Origin of the sequence: Campylobacter ornithocola (assembly GCF_013201605.1) — a bacterium.
GTDB lineage: Bacteria > Campylobacterota > Campylobacteria > Campylobacterales > Campylobacteraceae > Campylobacter_D > Campylobacter_D ornithocola.
Genome location: NZ_CP053848.1, coordinates 636,380 through 656,177, shown reverse-complemented (window position 1 = coordinate 656,177; position 19,798 = coordinate 636,380). Strand labels below are relative to the sequence as shown.

The following is a 19,798-nucleotide window of genomic DNA, read 5'->3' as shown; positions in this document are numbered from 1 at the left end:
TCTTTAGTGATTATTATATGCATCATTTAATGATGTAAAATCTAAAATTTTATATCTAGCTTTTAGTCTGTCTTTTACATTTTCAACATCAACGTTGTTAGGCAATTCAACTTGCACTTCAAAATAATTTGCTACCACAGGTTCTGAATCAGCTGAATTAATACTTAAAACATTAATCTGCATTTTAGCTAAAGTAGTTAGAAAATCTGCTAAAGAACCTTTTTTATTTTCTATAGAAACAATAATTTTGTAACTTTTTATCGAACTATCACTCCAAGAAACAAAAATCATTTCTTTGTTATTTTCTATCATTTTCATTGCCTGTTCACAAAGCTTATGGTGTATGGTAGCACTAGTTGAATGCCTAAAAGCAATGATCTCATCTCCTCTTTTAGGTCTACAACAATAGTCAAAATTTATCGTAGTGATTTTATAATTTGATCCAATCACTATACTTTCAAATTTTTGCTCATTTTGTTCAAATCTAGACGCTTGATTTTGCCCCACATATTTTCTAAGACAAATAACAACTTCTTTGAAATAGTTAAAATCTATAGCAATTTGTCTAAGTTTTTTGGTAAATTTTTCTTTTTCAAGCCATTCTTCTATAAGCTTAGAGTCCTTATTAAACACAGTAGATAAAAGATTTATAGCAATTTTATTATTTAATTCTTTCTTTTTTTGCTTACAAAAATCTCTTATACTAGCTCTAGCTTTACCAGTTTTAACACTATCTATCCAAGAACATCTAAAAAACTCTTCTTCAGAAGTTTCAATACTAACTATATCGCCATTTTTAAGCACAGTTAAAAGTGGTACTCTCACGCGATTTACAAAAGCTGTTTTTGCATGAAGTCCTACTTTAGTATGCACTTCATAAGCAAAATCTAAAGCAGTAGCTCCACGCGGTAAGGTGAAAATTTCCCCTTTTGGAGAATACACTGCTATATCTTCAATATATAAACTATCTTTTGCGTATTCATAAAGCTCAATAGCATCACAATCTTGTACGTTATTTCCTTCTTCTTTGCCATGCATAGAAATATCAGCAAGCCAATCTAAATTTGGTGTCGTTATATTCCCTTCTTTGTATTTCCAATGTGCCGCTACACCAAATTCAGCAGTTTTATGCATATCAAAGGTACGAATTTGTGCTTCTATAATATTTTTAGCATCAAATAATGTTGTATGTAAAGTTTGGTAACCATTTTGCTTTGGTAAAGCTATATAGTCTTTAAATCTTGAAATTAAAGGATTAAAATGTGTATGTAAAATCCCTAAAGCCAAATAGCAATCATAAACTTTTTCAACTAAAATTCTTACACCTAAAAGATCTAAAACCTCATCAAGTCCAACACCTTTTCTTTGCATTTTTAAGTAAATAGAATAATTATGTTTGATTCTTTTATGTATAACAAAACTACCTTGTCTAAAGCCATTTTCCAAAAACAGCATTTCTATTTTAGAAATAAATTCATTAAAACCAAGCTGAATTTGTTGATCTTTTGCATTAATGTAATTATCAATTTGTGTGTATTCATCAGGTAGTAAAAATTTAAAACTTAAATCTTCAAGTAGATTTTTTATACTTGAAATACCAAGTCTATGTGCTATAGGTGCATACACTACTAAGGTTTCTTCGCTAATTCTTTTTTGTTTATCTTCTCTTAGAAAATTTAAAGTAAGCATATTGTGCAATCTATCACAAAGTTTTATCACAAGCACACTTACATCTTCAACACCAGCTAGAAGCATATTTCTAAAAGTCAAAGCAGATTTTGCAAGTTTTTCATTAGAATTAGAACGTGTAAGATGATCTTCTCTAATACTAACTATTTTCGTTAAACCTTGAACTAATTTTGTTACTTCCTCACCAAAATTGACATTTAATTCTTCTTCGCTACAATCTGTATCTTCTAATACATCATGCAATAATGCAGCTATAATCATAGATTGTACAGGACTTAAAAAAGCTACAAAAGAAGCTACCAATATAGGATGAACAGCGTATGGTTCTCCGCTTTTTCTAAATTGTCCTTTATGTTTTTGAATACAAAATTCCACTGCTTTTTCTAAAACAGTAGATTGCGGAAAAACCATAAAAAGAATTTCTTTTGCTCTTTGTAAATCCTTGCAATTTTTTACATCATCAACAAGCTTATCTAATAACAACTCATCATTTACTAGCTTCAATAAATCCCTCTAAAACGATTTTATCTTCTGCTATTTCATATAAAGCAATATCAGTATATTTATATTTATTTTTGTCTAAATTCACCAAAGGATCTGCACCATTTGCTAATTCCTCAGCTCTTTTAGCTACCACAAGTGCTAGTTTATACCTATCATCTTTTAGCTTTTTTAATGCTTTTGCAGTTATTTGTTCTACTCTCATTTTCATCCTTAATTTTAGTTTTTAACAATAGAGCATAAACTCATATCGCCTTGAATAATTTTTAATAAATTTCCCTCTTTAAACATATTACACACCACAATAGGCAAAGCATTATCCTTAGCTAGTGCTATTGCTGTATCATCCATAACTTTTATATTATCATGCAAAGCTCTCTCATAACTTAACTCATTAAGCATAATAGCATCATCAAATTTTTTAGGATCCTTATTATAAATTCCATCTACTTTAGTCGCTTTAATAATCATATCAGCTTGAATTTCTATAGCTCTTAAGGTTGCAGCAGTATCTGTAGTAAAATAAGGATTGCCTGTACCACAAGCAAAAATAACTATGCGTCCTTTCTCTAAATGTCTATGTGCTCTTCTCATAATATAAGTCTCACAAAATGCTTCCATTTGAATAGCACTTTGAACTCTTACATCAAGTCCAGCACTTTCCAATGCTTCTTGCATAGCTATAGAATTAATCACAGTAGCAAGCATACCCATATGATCACCACTTGTTCTTTTTATAAGTCCATCTCTTGCAGCAGATACCCCTCTAATGATATTTCCACCACCTATAACAATACCTACTTCAACATTTTCATTAACCAAGCTTTTTATTTCAGAAGCTATATATTTTAAAATAGAATTTTCTATGCCAAATCCATTTTCTCCAGCCAAAGCTTCCCCAGAAAATTTAACCAATACTCTCTTTCTTTTATTGCTCATTAATTTTCTCCTTTGATTTGAAACTATATCAAAATTCGTATTAAAAAAAACTAATTTATTTTATCATCTCCAAGGGATTGATATGAAAATTCTTTTGGGTTACTTCAAAAGTTAAATCACTCTCAACTCTACCTATAATATAACCTTTTTTTATATTTCTACCTACTTTAACCCCTGGTGCAATTTTATCTAAATGTGCATAAATAGTATGTATACCATCTTTATTTTCGACAATCACAACTTGCTTTAAAGTTGGGGTTGCTTTTGCAAAAACCACCTTACCATCTAGCACATTCCTTACTGCAGCATTAGTGCTATCACTTTTTAAAACTACATTTTCATTATAAATTTTAATATTATAAATAGGATCAATATAGTTTCCAAATTTTTGCTTTACTGTGTAAGATTCTAAAGGAGCTATTGTCTTAGGCCCACTATAACGCTTAACACTGCTTGTTTGATAACTTGAACCTACTTGTTTTACATTTGAGTTTGTTCTTTTATCTTCTTTTTTTTGTGCTAATTTCTCTTCTTCTTTTTCTTTAATAATTTTTAATTTATTCAATGTTTTTCTCAACTCTTGTTGCTGAGCCTGTAAACTAGAGAGTTTTCTAGTGTAAATTTCTTTATCAGTTTTTTGTTTAGTTATTTCTTGCTCTTGTTTTTTTCTAAGACTTTTAAGTTCATCAATTTGATCTTTATAAGATTTTAAGTTAGAATTAATTGTAGTGATTTGGTTTTGTTTTTCTTCTATTTTCTTGCTCACATCTTCATAGTCTTTTGAAATTTGATAAAATTCTTCTTTAAAAATTTTATCCAATACTCCAACTAATTCTAAAGCTATAATACTATCTTCACTTTCTATATAATTTTTAGGAATAGCTAAATCATAAGCAAAGTCTTTAGCGATTAAATCAATTATTTTTCCTTCGATTTTATTTTTATTTTGCAAAAGGTCTTTATTTTGCAAATTAAGTTGCTCTAATGCTTTTATTTGAGTTTTCACCGAACTTTCAAGCTTAGAAGTTTTTGAGGTTAAAGTGTTAATTTCTGAAGCGATTTTTTTTAGATTTTTTTCATTATCTAAAATTTCACTTGCCAAATCCTCTAATTTTTTAGACAATTGCTTTACAATGCGTTCGTTTTCTTTAATATCTTTTTGTTTTTGCGTAATTTCATTTGAAAACAAAATAGAAAAAGAAAATAAAAAAAGCCAAAAGCATTTTTTCATTTTCTAACCTTAAACATTACAAAATTAACACAAGCAAAACAAACACAAAGCATTGCTAAAAAAATCAAGAATAAATGCGTAAATATACTTATTTTAGGTAGGCTAATATCTACACTTTGTAAAGCCAACTTAATAGCTTCTAGATCATAACCTTGAGTGAAAAATAATACAAGCAATAAAAACGCTATAAAACAATCAACAAAAACAATCTTGTAAAGCATAAACGATCTAAACCAAAATGGTGCTCCAAGCAAGCACATAATTTCCACTCGTTGAGTATGCTCAAAAAGCCAAATTTTCATTTGTTTAAGTAACAACACAAAACTAAGCAATATTATAATAAATAGGAAAAACCATAATAAAAATTTCACTAAGACCAAAAGTTTATAAATTTTTGTATGCGTTTTAGCAAAAGTTTCCACTTTAGTAATATTAGGATTTGTTAAAAGCTTGTCTTTTAAAGTGCTTAGCTCATCTTCTGATAAAAGTTTATTTAGTTTTAAAGTATAAAATTTTGGCAATGTGGCTTTTAAGACTTCTATATTTTTGGCTGATATATCATTTTTAAGTCTATCTATCATTTCATTTGGATTTAAAATTTCTAAAGATTGAAAATAACTCACTTGATCTTCTATACTTTTTTTATCTAAATGGGTTTTTCCTACCAAAATAATATTATAATCTTTATTCAAAAGTTTTTCATAGTGTTCTATGGTTTTATTTGTAATGATTAAAAATTCAAATGCAAACATCATTACCATTAAAGCAAATATCAAAGAAAGATGGTTTTTAAGCGATTTCATTCATTCTCCCATTTTCTATATTGAAACGACGATAATCAAGTCTTAAATTGGTAGGAATTCTATGTGTTACAACTACCACGCAAGTTCCAAGTATTTCTCTAGCTGATTTTAATAAAGTCCATATGATATCCGAAGAATACTCATCTAAATTACCCGTTGGTTCATCACATAAGAGCAGTTTTGGATTATGTGCCAAAGCTCTTGCCATAGCTACGCGCTGTTGTTCTCCACCTGAAAGTTGAGCTGGTTTTTTATCAGCTTTAAAAGTTAAATTTACATGTTTTAAAAGCTTTGTAGCCTGTTCCTTACATACATTCTTGCTATAACCTTTAATCATTAAAGGCAACATTACATTTTTTTCTACACTAAATTCTTGAACTAGTCGATAATCTTGAAAAATAATGCCTATTTTTTGCCTAAGTTGTAAAAGATCAACATTAGAAATATTTACTAAATCATTATTACAAACTCTCAAATTTCCACTAATTGGCTCTAAGTCTCCATAGAAAGATTTCAACAAAGTCGACTTTCCACTACCACTTTTTCCTGTAATAAAAACAAAATCATTATCTTTTAGTGAAAAATTAGCATTTTCTATAACAAGCTCATCATAACCTAGACAAAGCTTTTTAGCCTCTATCATCACTGCTTTTTCCTCATTATTTTATTATATAAATATTTAACCATTTATTGTTTAATATAAGAATACAATATTTCTCTTAATTTTCCTATAGCTTTTAAATTTTCTTTAGTTTTAAAAGGTTGTTCAAAGATAAATTCTGTCTTTTGCATGCTTAATCTTATATAAACATGTTCAGGTTTATAAAAAGCACCAAAAGCTATTTTAATAACAAGCTCTTCATCTTTAATATACATTTTTTCAAAATGTAAGAAAAAATCCTCACCTTTGAAAACTTCATTTTTAAAATTCTTTTTTATATAAGCTAATTCTTCTGTGCTTAATCTTAAATCTTCAATAGCAAATTTTTGATCCTTACTTAAACTTTCACTCTTACTAAAACCACTGATGATTAAATCATATATATCTTTATTTTGCCTTTTCCAGCGATCTTCATATTTGCTTGAAATTTCTAAATTTTCATTTTTTTTGATTAAAGCTTTTAAATGTGAAAAAGTTAAAAAAGTTTCTAAGGTAAAATCAAAATACAAAAAACTATCTGTTCTAAGTTCAAATTGTCCTTTTTCTTTCAAAACTCTAGCACATTCATTTGCAAAATTTAATCCTACTACTCTGCGGTGAGGTTTTTTATCCCAAGGAACAGGAAAATGTAGAAAAATTTTTTCAACCAAATTAGATTCAAGCACACTTAGCAATAACCTTGCATCAGTTTCTATTAATAAAACATTATTTAAGTTTTCACTTAAGGCAAGTTTAGCTACTTGCTCTAATGCAGGGGTGTAAATTTCTATACCTATAATCAAAACATCAGGATTTAATCTTGCTTGATAAAGCAAATGCCTACCACTTCCAAAGCCTATTTCGATATAAATTTGCTTTTTGCTTTTTATTTGCTCCAACAACTCTTTTAAATCATTAGCAATTAAAGGTGTTTTTTGGATTAACCTTGTATGTTTTAACGCCACAGCTTCACAAACTACATCTTGAGTGAAATTTTCTTTAAACACAAGTAAGGCTTTTTGCAAATACCCTATTTGCGAAGGCTTAGTATGCTTTTCACCCTTTATAAGCCATTCTTGTTTTTTTACATCTTTTTTTATTTGCAAAAAAAAGTTTTCTTGCTTTATACGCGTAAAAAGCAAATCAACATTTTCACCTTTAGCAAGCCATAAAAATTCAACCCCATCTTTTTTTAAAGGAAGTTGAATTTCTTTTAAGATTTTACACTTAAAATTTGGCATTATTTCACCGCTGTGAATTTATCAGAAGCTTTTGATTCTATACCATTAGCATCAATAGCTATAACTTCATAACTATATACTTTTCCAGGAACAGCGGTAATATCTTTTAATTGTTTAGATTTAATCTCTTTAAACACAGCATTGCTTCCACCACCACTTCTTTTAACTATATATTCTTTGGCTCTATCATCATTATCAACCCATTCAACTCTAATGCCATCATCTTCAACAGCACATAAAACAATACTTGGTGCTAATGGTGCCCCTAGGGTAATACCCTCCACAGGTTCATTTGCTATAGGACTTTCTAAACCATCTTTATCCACCATGCTAACTTTATAATATCTTTTTTCAGCTATACCTTTAACCACATCTTCATAAGTATTTTCAGAAGTTTTAGCTACCACACTAAAAGGTAAAAAGGTAGTTGAGCTAGAATAAATTTTATAATAAGCAAAATCTGCATAATCAATTTTATCCCAAGTTAAAATAATTTTTCTTGGTGCGTCTTTACTTGCTTGCAAATTGCTTACTATAGGAGGAAGGGCTTTGGTGGTTGATTCTACTATTTTACTTGGGGTACTTTTAATACCATCATAAGTTAAAGCTATAATTCTATATTGAAAACTTTCGTCAGGTTTTAGTGAATCATCTATATATTCAGCACTTAAGCGATTTTTAACCCTAGCTAGTTCTTTAAATTTCATATCTTTCATATTTGCACGCTCGATAATATAAGAATTTACTCTTACATCAGGATGTGGTCTCCAAACTATTTTTACACGATTTGGCAATCCCACAATAGCTTGCACAAAAGGCACTGGATCGATCACTCTATTTGTAAAAGCTTCTATACTCACACCATCTTGAGAAACTTGCCCAAGCTCGTTAAAGGTTTTCATAGAATAATAATATCTTGTATTTGGCTCTAAATTCGTATCAGTATAGTGTGTTTGAAATTTATTTTTGATTTTTGCTATAAGCTCCATAGGTGCACCTACTGCATTTGCCCTATAAATATAATAACCTGCTATATTTTGATCATACAAAGGCTCCCATTCAAAAGCTATACTTGTAATATCACTTATACTTTTAATACTTGAAATTTTTGGTAAAGTATCATTTACTTGAGCAATTTGTGGTGAACTCATAGTTGTACTACAAGCACTAAAAGCCAAAGCAGAACTTAAGATAATCCAGTGAAGTTTTTTCATCTATCTCTCCTTGTGTAAAATTTTCTTTTAAAATTTGATAAAAATCATCAAACATAGGAGCTTTTATAAACATTAATTCTTTAGTCCTAGGATGAATAAAATAAATCAAATACGCATGAAGCATTACTCTATTATACTTTATTTTTCCTTTATATCCGTATAATTCATCTCCTAAAATATAACGATTAAAATCTGCTAAATGCACCCTGATTTGATGTGTTCTACCTGTATATAATTTAGCAGCTATTAAAGAGCAGTTTTTAGTGCTTAATAAATTTATAAAATCTGTTTTTGCAGGTTTTGCTAAAGGATTTTTGGTGTTTGTAGTAATTTTTTTAAGCCTATTACTAGGACAACGCATAATAGCCTTTTCATTGCTCATTTTATCATTTTTCAAAGGCAATTCACTCAAAGCAAGATAAAATCTTCCCATACTTTTATCCAAAAGCTGATTTGCTAAAAATTGATGAGCTTGATTGTTTTTAGCTATAATAATAGCTCCACTTGTGCCTTTATCAAGTCTATGCACAAGCCCTGCTCTATGTTCTCCGTTTAAATTTGATAAAGCATAGCCCTTATGCAAAAGCCAATCTACCAAAGTCGCTTCTTTAACACTACTTGCACCATGCACAACAACATTAGGAGCTTTGTTTAAGACTAAAACATCATCATCTTCATATAAAATTTCTATATCAAACTCAGGTATGTAGTTTTCTTTGGCTTCTTTTATTTGAGGTAAAAAAATACTTATTTCATCTTTTTGTTTTATTTTTTTAGAACTTTTATTTTCTACTTTTTCATTAATATATATGCAATTTTCTTTGATTAGTTTAGCAACTTGCGAACGACTTTGTTTAAGTATATCTGATAAAAAAATATCCATTCTTTCTTCACAAAGTGATGAAATTTTCAGCATATTATATTTCCTTGTGATAAAATTTGCAATTTTAGCATATAATTACACAATATTTTGTAAAAAAAGGATAGCTTTGATAAAACTTGATAGAAGAATTTTAACACATTTTGATTTTGTTCAACCTCTTCTAGTGTTACCTATCATAGCTATATCTTTTCTTTTAATTTATGAAGCAAATACACGCTTAGCTGAAAAGCAGTTTATTTACACTTTGGTTGGATTTGTTGGATTTACTTTTTTTTTCTTTTTACCTTTAAGAAGATTAATGTGGCTTATACCAGTACTATATTGGATCAATATAGCTTTGCTTTTAAGTGTGGATATTTTTGGCGTTGAAAAACTTGGTGCTAGAAGATGGCTTGAAATACCTTTTACACATTTTACTATACAACCTTCTGAAATTTTTAAACCCTCTTTCATTTTAATGTTGGCTTATTTGATTTATCAAAATCCTCCATCACCTAATGGCTATGGTTTGAAGCAATTTTTAAAACTTAGTTTTTATATCTTGCTTCCATTTTTACTCATAGCAGGAGAACCTGATCTAGGAACTGCTTTAGTGCTTTTAATAGTAGGCTTTGGAACACTTTTTATCATAGGGGTAAATTATAAAATTTGGCTTGGTATTTTTCTAGCCATAGCTATAGCTTCGCCTATTATTTATAGTGATTTTTTAAAGCCTTATCAAAAGCAAAGAATTCATGATTTCTTAGCTGAAGAGCCAAGCTACCATGTAAAACAATCTATCATTGCTATAGGAAGCGGTGGTTTGAGTGGAAAAAAAGCAGATGAAGCCACACAAACACATTTTAAATTTTTGCCTATTTCTACGAGTGATTTTATCTTTGCATATTTGTCTGAAAGATTTGGTTTTATTGGTGCGGTTATAATTATACTACTTTATACCTTACTCATTTTTCACTTATTGAGTTTAAATTATAAACTCAAAGATGATTATTTTACAAGGGTAGTAACAAACTGCATTGCTTTATTTATTTTTATATATGTAGCAGTAAATATTTCAATGACTATAGGCTTTGCTCCTGTTGTTGGTATACCTATGCCATTTTTTAGTCATGGAGGAAGTTCTTTTGCTACTTTTATGATCTTCTTTGGAATTTTACAAAATTTAATAACTTTTAGATATTTAGCAATAGAAAAAGCAGTAAAAATAAAATTCTAAATTTAAATTAAGGAAATAAAGATATAATAATATTTTTATTTTAACTTCTGGCGGATTTATAGCTCAGTTGGTTAGAGCAACCGGCTCATAACCGGTTGGTCGCAGGTTCGAGTCCTGCTAAATCCACCATTATCCTTAACCTTATGGTCATATTGGACAAAAAGATACCATTTTTACCATAACCCTTTAAACCATATTCATTTTTTGATTGTATATTTTTATATTAAAGCTGAAAGGTTATATAAAGTTAAACTTTATAATATATTAATTAGCCCTACCTTGCTTAAAGAATCAAAATTATTTAAAAAGCTATAAGCATTTTCATATGAAATATTTTTACAATGTTTATAAAAATATATTCTAAGCGGAAAAAACAATAAAATTACAAAAGCTTAGCAAAAACTACGCAAACAAAACTTATAAGCTTTATATTCTATGAAATGAAATTTCGAACATTTTAAAATATTATAAAATAAACTGGTTGCGAAGGGGAGATTTGAACTCCCGACCTTCGGGTTATGAGCCCGACGAGCTAACCACTGCTCTACTTCGCGGCATCATATGAATTGGATGGGGTAAAGGGATTCGAACCCCTGAATGACAGGACCAAAACCTGTTGCCTTACCGCTTGGCGATACCCCAATAAAGAAGACAATTTAAAATTGAAAGTGGCATTATATATTATTTTTAACATAATGTCAAGAAAAATACTATATAATTCTTAAAAAAACAAAAAAAGGAAAATAATCATGGGGTATATTGGTGTAGAACAAGCTATAAAAGATCTTCAAGATGGCAAGATGTTGGTAATGGTAGATGCAGAAGATAGAGAAAACGAAGGAGATTTGATTTTCCCTGCACAATTTAGCTCACAAGAAAAAGTAAATTTTACTATTACTCACGCAAGAGGCGTGGTATGCGTAGCATTAAGTGAAGCTTTAGCTAAAAAATTTGAATTACCTTTAATGGTATCTAAAAACACATCAAATCACGAAACAGCTTTTACTATCACTGTTGATGCAAAAAATGCGACAACAGGGGTAAGTGCTTATGAAAGAAATATGACGATTCAAATTTTTGCTGATGATAACGCAAAGATAAGTGATTTTGTGCGCCCTGGTCATATTAATCCTTTAATAGCAAAAAAAGGCGGGGTTTTAGAAAGAACAGGTCACACTGAAGGAACGGTAGATTTATGCCGTTTAGCAGGATTAAAAGAAGCATGTGTAATATGTGAAATTGTTAAAGATAATGGAGATATGGCTAGGAGAAGTGATTTGCTTGAATTTTGCAAAAAACATGATATTAATATGATTACTATTTCAGATTTAATCGAGTATCGTTTAAAAAATGAAAGTTTGATTTCTTTAACTAAAGAAGAAGAGAGTGTTTTGGCAGGTTTTAAAGCTAAAAAAATGACTTTTAAAGATCATAACGAAAATGAACATATAGTCTTTAGTTTTGGCTCTTTGAAAGAATGTGAGAATGTTAAATTTTATCTTAGCGGAAGCGACTTTGAACTTCTAACTTCTAATAAATTCAATGAATTATTAAAACAGATTGAATTTTTAAGTCAAAAAGGGGGTGTAATCGTTTTCATGAAAAATGAAAAACAAGAAAACACACAATTTAAAAATTACGGCATAGGAGCACAAATTCTAAGGTATTTAAAAATTTCAAAAATCAAACTTCTAAGTCAAAATACTGATAAAGAATTTATAGGCTTAAAAGGCTTTGGGCTTGATATTACAAGCAGTGATTTTAAAGCTTAAATTCTAAAAACTTAAACTTATCACCAAAGTTAAACATCAAATTTTTACTTTGGTTGATAAAGTTTTTATAAATTTGAGGGTTAGTATTTTTGGCTTGCTCGATAATTTCTTCTAAACCAAAATCAATCAGAGCTTGATTTTGGCTTTTATATTCTAACACCTCAAAACCCTCTTCTTTTAAAACTTGTATAAAATGATTAAAATTTACATTATATGTAATATCGCTTTTAGTAAAAAAATCTTTTAAATTTTCTTCAAAAAGATTATATACCTGATGGTTTTTATACATTCTAATGCTAATTTTTTCTTCTTTTTTTGCATAATCAAAACATGCAAAAGTTAGTTTTTCACAAGCTTGTTTTAGTTTGGATAAAAAAGGTTTATAAGCAATGCAAAGCTCACTATTAGTGATAGCATGTTTTTCACATTCTTTCAAAAGATTTTCATTCATAGGTTTAAAAACGATATTTAAATCATTATCAATATACGCCATTGTTTTATCTTTTATAAGCTCGCATGCAAAACAATCAAATAACTCATTAGCATAAAAAAAAGCATTTTTAAAACGATATTCTTTTAAAGAATTATAAATTTTCACATCTAAATCATACTCATCAAAAAGTTTCTTTTGGATATTTTTTAATTTTTCATGTGGTTCTATAATAAAACACTCAATTTGTTCTAAAACATCTGCTCTAAGCGTGTATAAAGCTTGTATGAAATCAAGCATTAAATACCCTTCATTCGCCCCTATTTCTACAACTTCAACCGGCAAAGTTAACTTTTTCTCATCTATAAGTTTTAAAAAATGATTAGCTAAGAGTACTCCAAAAAGATTTCCCACACTAGCTGCGGTATAAAAATCTCCATTTTTGCCAACACTCACAGCTTGAGAGTAATATTTATCAATCCAATTTTGAAAAAACTCACTAAAAGCTATCATTATAAAGCATTAAATTTAGCTATAAAATCAAGCGGATCAACTTGCACACCATTGACTAAAATTCCAAAATGCAAATGCGGTCCAGTAACCCTACCGCTAGCTCCACTTAAACCTACAAGCTCGCCTTTTTTTATATTTTGTCCTGCTTTTACATTAAGTTTTGATAGATGATAATACTGAGAATAAATCCCATACCCATGATCAATCACTACAGAATTTCCTGCATAGTAACGATTTGAAGCAATCCTTACAATACCATCATTGCTAGCATAAATTTTTGTTCCGACAGCTGCTCTAAAATCAGTTCCACTATGATAGCTTTTAAGAGTATCATTAAACAGTCTTGCTTTTCCAAAAGCACTAGTAATCTTGCTTTTTAAAGGGTATACAAAACTGCCTTCAAATAAAGCTGTATTAGTATAAGCATTATAAACTTTAATAGCTTCTTGATATTCTTTGCTAATACGTTCAAGCGTTTCTTTAGGTGGATTGACCTTAGAAGCACTAACTTTTAAAAATTCTTTTTTGTAATTACCTTCGCTAAATTTTATGTTAATTTCTTCTTTAGAATTATCTTTAAATTCTGCTATTATTTTTCTATCTTTAGGATTTTTATAAGGCATAGCTATACTAACAATAACTTTATTTTTATACTCAAAATAAGGAAGTTTCTTAGAATTTGAGCTAATTTGTAAAAAATTATCCTTATCAAATTCTAAAAAAACCGCTTGCCCTTTTACAAGTTCAATCTCTCTAGCTTCTAAAACAAAAACCAAAAAACATAGAAAAAAAAGAATTTTTCTCATATGCTAAGCTCTTTAATATCAGCTATTTTTAAAAACTCACGATAAATTGCACATACCAAAGCTTGACGATTATTTTTAATATTCTCATTTTTATCATTAATCATCACTTTATCGAAAAAAGCATCAATTTGTGGTTTTAGTGCAAAAAGGCTTTCTAAAAGCTCTTGAGTATTGTTTTCTTTTGTTTTACACTGTATAAAAGCTTGATACAAATCTCTTTCTTCTTGGGCACTAAATAAATTTTCATTAACTTGATCCTCACTTAATACTGCAATATTCGCCAGACGCTTAAAAGTAGCAAAATTTTGACTAAAATCTGCCTTATTTGCACTTTGAATTAAAGCTTTAATACAAGAATCAATATAAATAACATCATAAGTTCTAGAACTAAGTACAGCTTTAACAAAAGAAGCATTAACCTCATAAAGAGTATATAAACGCTCTAAGATAAAGTCTAATAAAATTTTCAAATCAAAGCTTTTATATTCGCTAGATATTGCTTCTAAAAATGCCTTAAGATCAAAATTTTTATTTAAAACTAGAATAATTTTTAAAACACCATTTGCTGCTCTTCTTAAAGCATAAGGATCTTTTGTACCACTTGGAATTTTCCCCATTGAAAAAAGTCCCATAAGTGTATCAAGTTTACAAGCTAAAGCCACAATGGAGCTAAATTCATTACTTGGCATAGCTGAATTATCACCATTTGGAAGGTATTGTTCTTTAATTGCCAAAGCAATCTCATCGCTCATACCCATAGCCTTAGCATAATAAGATCCCATAATGCCTTGAAGGTCAGTAAATTCATACACCATTTGAGTACTTAGATCGGCTTTTGAGTATTCTATGGTTTTTAAAATTTCATCTTTTTGAGTATTAGCAAAAACTTCACAAAGCTTAGTAGCAATTTTTTGTTCTCTAATGATTTTATCTTTTAAGGTTCCAAGCCCTTCAAGATAGATCATTTGGCTTATTTTGTCATTATTTAAACCCTGTACTAAGTCATTCTTCCAAAAAAACATTGCATCACTTAATCTTGCTCTTAAGACTCTTTCATTCCCATTGATGATTTTAGAATAATCCTCGCAAACTGCATTAGAAACTACAATAAAATGATTGCTCAAAGTATTGTTTTTAAATACAGCAAAATAGCGTTGATTTTCTCTCATAGAAGTGATTATCACTTCGCTTGGAATTTCTAAATATTCTTTCTCAAAATGCCCTAATAATGCTTTTGGATATTCTGTGATAGCCACAACTTCAGCTAAAAGCTCATCATCTTCTGCAATAGTAATATCATTTTCTTTTTCAAGTGTTTTTAACTGCTCAATGATAAGTTTTTTTCTTTGTTCTTGATCTAAAATAATATAATTTTGCTCTAAAGTTTTAAAATACTCATCAATGTTTGTAAAAGATATTAAATCATAACTAACACTTCTATGCACAAAAGTACTCTTTGCACTTTTAACACCATAGCTCTCAAACTCAATCAATTCATCATTTAAAACACAACAAAGCGAGCGGATAGCTCTGATAAATTCAAAGCTACCATCACCCCATCTCATAGTTTTACCAAAACTCAAACTTTTTAAGAAAGCTTCAATCATTTGTGCTAAAACCGCTTTACTTTGCAAGCCTTGTACTTGTTTTTGACAATACAATACCTCTTTGCCTTTAATTTCCTTAAATTCAAGTTCTTCTTCGTTTAAGCCACTTTTTTTTAAAAAGCTAAGTCCTGCTTGGGTAAGTTTTCCATCTTTATAGGCTATTGCCTTAGGAGCACCTATAAATTCCACAAAAGAATCATCTTGTTTTTCTTTAAAATTTTCATGAATAAAAACTAATCTTCTAGGAGTATAGAAAAATTTAAATTCAGATTCTAAATGATACTCTTGTAAAATCTTTTCCCATTTTTTACTAATATTTGGAAGTTCTTGTAATAAAGGAATAGCAGGAAGTTCCTCTGTGCCTATTTCTATTAATAATTTCATTTTACACTCTTTTTAAAAAATTTTTAGTGTATTTTACCTATTTTTTTTAAAATCTTTCTTTGTTTTTAGTTTTTCTTCTCTTTGCTTGGCTTTTTCTTGCATTTGGCGGTTAAAACCAAATACAAGAAAAATCATAAAAGCTATAAACAAAGCAATAATAATATAATCTAACATCAATCCCAACACTCTGCGTTTTTAATACCAAGTTTTGAAGCACTAAATACAGGATCTCTACCTTGTCTTTTTTGCTCACTAAAATCTTTTAATACCTTTTTAACTATACTACCAAGTAATAAAATAGAAACGATATTAATTGTAGCCATAAATGCCATAGTAGTATCAGCTAAATCCCATGCAAATTTTAAATCCATATTTGCACCGATAAAAATCATAAGCACAGCACTTGCTTTGAATATATTGATAATAATAGGATTTTGAGTAAGATATTTAATATTTGCTTGAGCATAGTAATAATTTCCAATTAAAGAAGTAATAGCAAATAAAACTATACTAACAGTAGTAAAATGTACTCCTAAATTTCCATAGTATTCTTTCATAGATTCTTGCACTAAAGGCAGAGCTGTTAAAATAGGCTTACCATCTACTCCAATGTTGTTTGCATAGGCAAGTGAAAATAATACTAAAAATCCTGAACTTGTACAAATAATCACATCAATTAATACAGAAAATGCTTGAATAACTCCTTGTTTTGCAGGATGAGTTGTTAGAGCTGAAGCTGCTGCATTTGGAGCTGAACCCATACCTGCCTCGTTTGAAAACAATCCTCTTTTTATACCTATAACCAAAGCAGAACCCGCAAATCCGCCAAAAATAGCTTCAAAGTCAAAAGCACTTTTAAAAATCATAGAAAATACTTCAGGAATTTTATCAAAATTCATAAACATCGCTATAATAGACAAACCCACATAAATCATCGCCATAATAGGAACGATAACTGAGCTTACTTTACCTATTTTAGTATGATCACCAAAAAACATATAAGCTGCAAAAATGGCTAAAATAGCTCCTATTACGATAGGCCACCAACTTTGTGCAAAACTTACTTCGCTAGCATCAACCATACCCTTATAGTAAAACTCAAATGCTGAAGTCATCGTTTGACTTTGAAGACCATTGAACCCATAAGCATAGGTGATGATTAAAATCACTGCAAAAATAGCTCCAAGCCATTTTAAATTTAAAGCTTTGCTAATATAATAAGCAGGACCACCTTTAAAACTTTTTCCATCACGACTTTTATAAACTTGTGCTAAAGTGCTTTCTGCAAAAGCTGAGGCACCACCAAAAAATGCCATAGCCCACATCCAAAATAAAGCACCAGGACCACCCAAAACAACTGCTACTGCAATACCTGCGATATTTCCTATACCAACTCTTGATGCTGTTGAAATCATTAAAGCTTGAAAAGGAGTAATATGGTGTTTTTCATGCTTTTCTTGCTTTTCTGTTAAGATATCAAACACATAAGGAAGCATTCGAAATTGCACAAAACCCGTCAAATAACTATAATAAAACCCCGTAATAATAAGTAAAATTACCAAAATAGAATAATACTGATTATTCACAAAGGCAACAAATTGGGATATTAAATCCATACTTATCTCCTTTTTTTATAATTTTCAAACATAAATTTATCATAAAAAAATGAATTTGTCATAAAAAAATATAATTTTAGGTTAAATTTATTTTATTTTTTAAAGCTATGTGAAAAATTAACTCAAAATACTAGTAATTAAATCACACAAAATACCTTTAAGTAAAAAAAAAACTTAATTTTTATACACTTATATTTTTAAAATTTTACAAGGTGTGTAAGTTGAAACAAAACACGATAAAACTTTTTGTATTTTTTGCCATTATTGTTTTTTGGGCTTATTTTTCATTTCCCATTGAAATTCTACAAGTTAAAGATCAAAATGGTTTAGCCACAGGTGAATACGCTTATACTATAGAAGCAAAAGCTTATATTCATAGTTATTTCACAACACTTGGTTTGACAGTGGGGGGAATTTTAATAGGAATAGCACTTGGCTTTTTCATAGCTTTTTTAAGATTTTTAGAAATCCAAAGTCTAAATTTCATCATTGATGAATATATAGATATTATACGTGGAACCCCACTACTTTTACAACTTTTGATTTTTTCAGTAGTAATTTTTGCTACTTGGAGTGATAATTTCTATGTAGCTATCATTGCACTTGGGCTTAATAGCTCTGCTTATGTAGCTGAAATTGTAAGAAGTGGAATTCAGAGTGTTGATAAAGGACAAATGGAAGCAGCAAGAGCGATGGGACTTAACTACTCTGCTTCTATGAGATTAATCATTTTTCCACAAGCAATCAAAAATATTTTACCTTCCTTGATGAATGAATTTATTTCTTTGTTTAAAGAAACTTCAATAGTAGGTTATATTAGCGTTATGGATATTACCATGCAAAGTAAAAGTTTGCAAGCAATTTATTATAATCCTAAGCCTATTATTTTTACAGGACTTGTATATTATGTAAGTGTTAAAATTCTAACATTAATTGCAAGATTTATAGAAACGAGATTAAACAAACATGATTAAAATAGAAAATTTGATTAAAAAATATGGGGAATTAGAAGTTTTAAAAGATATTAGCACTGAAATACACAAAGGTGATATTGTTGCTATTATAGGACCTAGTGGAGGTGGAAAAAGTACTTTTTTACGATGTTTAAATAAACTTGAAACACCTGATAGTGGTAATATTTATATCAATGGTATTAATATACTTGATAAAAAAACAGATATAAATAAAATTCGTCAAAAAGTCAGCATGGTATTTCAACATTTTAATCTTTTTAATAATAAAAATGTTTTAGAAAATTTATGTCTAGCGCCGGTGCAAACTAAAATCATGAGTAAAGATGAGGCAGTAAAAAAAGCACGAGAATTACTCAAAAAAGTTGGTCTAAGTGATAAAGAAAATTATTTCCCTCACAAACTTTCAGGTGGACAAAAACAACGTATTGCTATAGCAAGATCATTAATGATGAATCCTGATGTAATTTTATTTGATGAGCCAACTTCAGCATTAGACCCTGAAATGATAGGTGAAGTTTTAAACATCATGAAAGAAGTAGCCAAAGAAGGTTTAACCATGCTTGTAGTTACACATGAAATGGGATTTGCAAGAAATGTAGCTAATCGAATTTTCTTTATGGATAAAGGCGTTATAGCAGTAGATGAAAGTCCTAAAATAGCCTTTGAAAATCCAACAAATGAAAGATTGAAAGAATTTTTGAATCAAGTTTTAAACCATTAATATTTTTCAAAAGAGGCAAAATTTTGTCTCAAAGCTTCATAACTCACTATGCCCACACTTGTGGCTAAATTCAAACTTCTTCCACAATCTTTCATCGGTATAGTAATGGTATTTTCCCATTTTTTTTGCATTAAATCCATAGGTAAGCCAAAACTCTCACTTCCAAAAAACAAAAAATCGCCTTTTTGGTAGTTTATATCAAAATAAGCCTGAGTAGTCTTAGTTGTTGCAAAGAAAAATCTATCTTGAAATTTCTCATATTCTTTTAAAAAATCTTCTAAATTATTCCATAGTAAAGGATTTAATTTTTTCCAATAATCAAGCCCTGCTCTTTTAACTGCTTTTTCATCAACGCTAAAAAGTGGATTGATAATATGCAAAGTAAACCCTACATTAAAACACATTCTACCTATACTTCCTGTATTTTGCGGTATACGAGGCTCAACTAAGACTATATGAAACATCTTTTTCCTTAAAATGGTGTCCCCAGCAAGGTTTGAACTATGCTATAAAATAGCTTATTTATAGATATTTTATACCAAAAAATTCACAAATAGGTATAAAATGGGTATAATTTGCTAAGAACATATATTTTTTTATTTTCCAAAAAGATACTTT

General features: G+C 29.2%; 19 protein-coding genes and 3 tRNA genes. 5 read left to right on the top strand and 17 right to left on the bottom strand.

What is annotated here, in order from left to right; translation table 11 throughout:
- Nucleotides 1–3: 3 nt before the first annotated feature.
- Genes CORN_RS03520 through CORN_RS03480 form a run of 9 tightly spaced genes read right to left on the bottom strand, consistent with a single transcriptional unit; the run spans nt 4 to nt 9,174 of the window.
- Complete coding sequence (locus tag CORN_RS03520) at nt 4–2,193, bottom strand: RelA/SpoT family protein (protein WP_066008410.1); 2,190 nt, start codon at nt 2,191–2,193, stop codon at nt 4–6.
- Nucleotides 2,177–2,395: a DNA-directed RNA polymerase subunit omega gene (locus tag CORN_RS03515; protein ID WP_066008411.1), complete on the bottom strand. Its 219-nt coding sequence runs from the start codon at nt 2,393–2,395 to the stop codon at nt 2,177–2,179. The genes CORN_RS03520 and CORN_RS03515 overlap by 17 nt, the downstream gene beginning before the upstream one ends.
- 14 nt (nt 2,396–2,409) lie before the next feature.
- The gene (gene pyrH, locus CORN_RS03510; RefSeq protein WP_066008412.1) at nt 2,410–3,129 is read right to left on the bottom strand and encodes a UMP kinase; all 720 of its coding nucleotides are present in this window, start codon (nt 3,127–3,129) and stop codon (nt 2,410–2,412) included.
- A 55-nt stretch (nt 3,130–3,184) separates the two neighbouring features.
- Nucleotides 3,185–4,360, bottom strand: coding sequence for a murein hydrolase activator EnvC family protein (locus CORN_RS03505; RefSeq protein WP_066008413.1), 1,176 nt, complete (start codon nt 4,358–4,360; stop codon nt 3,185–3,187).
- On the bottom strand, nt 4,357–5,163 hold the full coding sequence (locus CORN_RS03500) for an ABC transporter permease (RefSeq protein WP_066008414.1): 807 nt from the start codon (nt 5,161–5,163) through the stop codon (nt 4,357–4,359). Before CORN_RS03500 ends, CORN_RS03505 begins: the two co-directional genes overlap by 4 nt.
- Nucleotides 5,150–5,806: a cell division ATP-binding protein FtsE gene (locus CORN_RS03495; RefSeq protein ID WP_066008443.1), complete on the bottom strand. Its 657-nt coding sequence runs from the start codon at nt 5,804–5,806 to the stop codon at nt 5,150–5,152. Before CORN_RS03495 ends, CORN_RS03500 begins: the two co-directional genes overlap by 14 nt.
- A gap of 44 nt (nt 5,807–5,850) precedes the next feature.
- On the bottom strand, nt 5,851–7,044 hold the full coding sequence (gene trmB, locus CORN_RS03490; protein WP_066008415.1) for a tRNA (guanosine(46)-N7)-methyltransferase TrmB: 1,194 nt from the start codon (nt 7,042–7,044) through the stop codon (nt 5,851–5,853).
- Complete coding sequence (locus CORN_RS03485) at nt 7,044–8,258, bottom strand: fibronectin type III domain-containing protein (RefSeq protein WP_066008416.1); 1,215 nt, start codon at nt 8,256–8,258, stop codon at nt 7,044–7,046. The genes trmB and CORN_RS03485 overlap by 1 nt, the downstream gene beginning before the upstream one ends.
- Nucleotides 8,212–9,174 carry an RluA family pseudouridine synthase gene (locus CORN_RS03480; protein WP_066008417.1) on the bottom strand — a complete coding sequence of 321 codons (963 nt, stop codon included), beginning with the start codon at nt 9,172–9,174 and terminating at the stop codon, nt 8,212–8,214. The genes CORN_RS03485 and CORN_RS03480 overlap by 47 nt, the downstream gene beginning before the upstream one ends.
- Before the next feature lie 73 nt (nt 9,175–9,247).
- Here CORN_RS03480 and CORN_RS03475 point away from each other — a divergent pair, with 73 nt between their 5' ends.
- The gene (locus tag CORN_RS03475; protein WP_066008418.1) at nt 9,248–10,357 is read left to right on the top strand and encodes an FtsW/RodA/SpoVE family cell cycle protein; all 1,110 of its coding nucleotides are present in this window, start codon (nt 9,248–9,250) and stop codon (nt 10,355–10,357) included.
- A 52-nt stretch (nt 10,358–10,409) separates the two neighbouring features.
- A tRNA-Ile gene (locus tag CORN_RS03470) sits at nt 10,410–10,486 on the top strand.
- A 349-nt stretch (nt 10,487–10,835) separates the two neighbouring features.
- Here the strand turns inward: CORN_RS03470 and CORN_RS03465 are convergent.
- A tRNA-Met gene (locus CORN_RS03465) sits at nt 10,836–10,911 on the bottom strand.
- 13 nt (nt 10,912–10,924) lie between these two features.
- Nucleotides 10,925–10,999: transfer RNA gene (locus CORN_RS03460), tRNA-Gln, on the bottom strand.
- Between the two features lie 107 nt (nt 11,000–11,106).
- Here CORN_RS03460 and CORN_RS03455 point away from each other — a divergent pair.
- Entirely contained in the window at nt 11,107–12,129 is a 1,023-nt protein-coding gene (locus CORN_RS03455) for a bifunctional 3,4-dihydroxy-2-butanone 4-phosphate synthase/GTP cyclohydrolase II (protein WP_066008419.1), read from the top strand.
- Here the strand turns inward: CORN_RS03455 and CORN_RS03450 are convergent.
- From CORN_RS03450 to CORN_RS03430, 5 genes are read right to left on the bottom strand one after another with little or no spacing between them, the layout of a single operon-like run.
- Nucleotides 12,119–13,069: an SAM-dependent methyltransferase gene (locus CORN_RS03450; protein WP_066008444.1), complete on the bottom strand. Its 951-nt coding sequence runs from the start codon at nt 13,067–13,069 to the stop codon at nt 12,119–12,121. The two genes, CORN_RS03455 and CORN_RS03450, sit on opposite strands and share 11 nt — an antisense overlap.
- A gap of 2 nt (nt 13,070–13,071) precedes the next feature.
- A complete protein-coding gene (gene pgp3, locus CORN_RS03445) occupies nt 13,072–13,878 on the bottom strand; it encodes a peptidoglycan metallopeptidase Pgp3 (protein ID WP_066008420.1) in 807 nt (268 codons plus the stop codon).
- Nucleotides 13,875–15,869 carry a glycine--tRNA ligase subunit beta gene (gene glyS / locus CORN_RS03440; protein ID WP_066008421.1) on the bottom strand — a complete coding sequence of 665 codons (1,995 nt, stop codon included), beginning with the start codon at nt 15,867–15,869 and terminating at the stop codon, nt 13,875–13,877. Before glyS ends, pgp3 begins: the two co-directional genes overlap by 4 nt.
- A 33-nt stretch (nt 15,870–15,902) precedes the next feature.
- The gene (locus CORN_RS03435) at nt 15,903–16,043 is read right to left on the bottom strand and encodes a hypothetical protein (RefSeq protein WP_094750322.1); all 141 of its coding nucleotides are present in this window, start codon (nt 16,041–16,043) and stop codon (nt 15,903–15,905) included.
- Nucleotides 16,043–17,485, bottom strand: a complete 1,443-nt coding sequence (locus CORN_RS03430) for an alanine/glycine:cation symporter family protein (protein WP_066008422.1) — start codon at nt 17,483–17,485, stop codon at nt 16,043–16,045. Before CORN_RS03430 ends, CORN_RS03435 begins: the two co-directional genes overlap by 1 nt.
- A gap of 221 nt (nt 17,486–17,706) precedes the next feature.
- Here CORN_RS03430 and CORN_RS03425 point away from each other — a divergent pair, with 221 nt between their 5' ends.
- On the top strand, nt 17,707–18,459 hold the full coding sequence (locus tag CORN_RS03425; protein ID WP_066008423.1) for an amino acid ABC transporter permease: 753 nt from the start codon (nt 17,707–17,709) through the stop codon (nt 18,457–18,459).
- Nucleotides 18,452–19,180: an amino acid ABC transporter ATP-binding protein gene (locus CORN_RS03420; protein WP_066008424.1), complete on the top strand. Its 729-nt coding sequence runs from the start codon at nt 18,452–18,454 to the stop codon at nt 19,178–19,180. Before CORN_RS03425 ends, CORN_RS03420 begins: the two co-directional genes overlap by 8 nt.
- Here CORN_RS03420 and CORN_RS03415 read toward each other — a convergent pair.
- Entirely contained in the window at nt 19,177–19,644 is a 468-nt protein-coding gene (locus CORN_RS03415; protein ID WP_066008425.1) for a tRNA (cytidine(34)-2'-O)-methyltransferase, read from the bottom strand. The genes CORN_RS03420 and CORN_RS03415 overlap by 4 nt on opposite strands.
- Nucleotides 19,645–19,798: the final 154 nt, after the last annotated feature.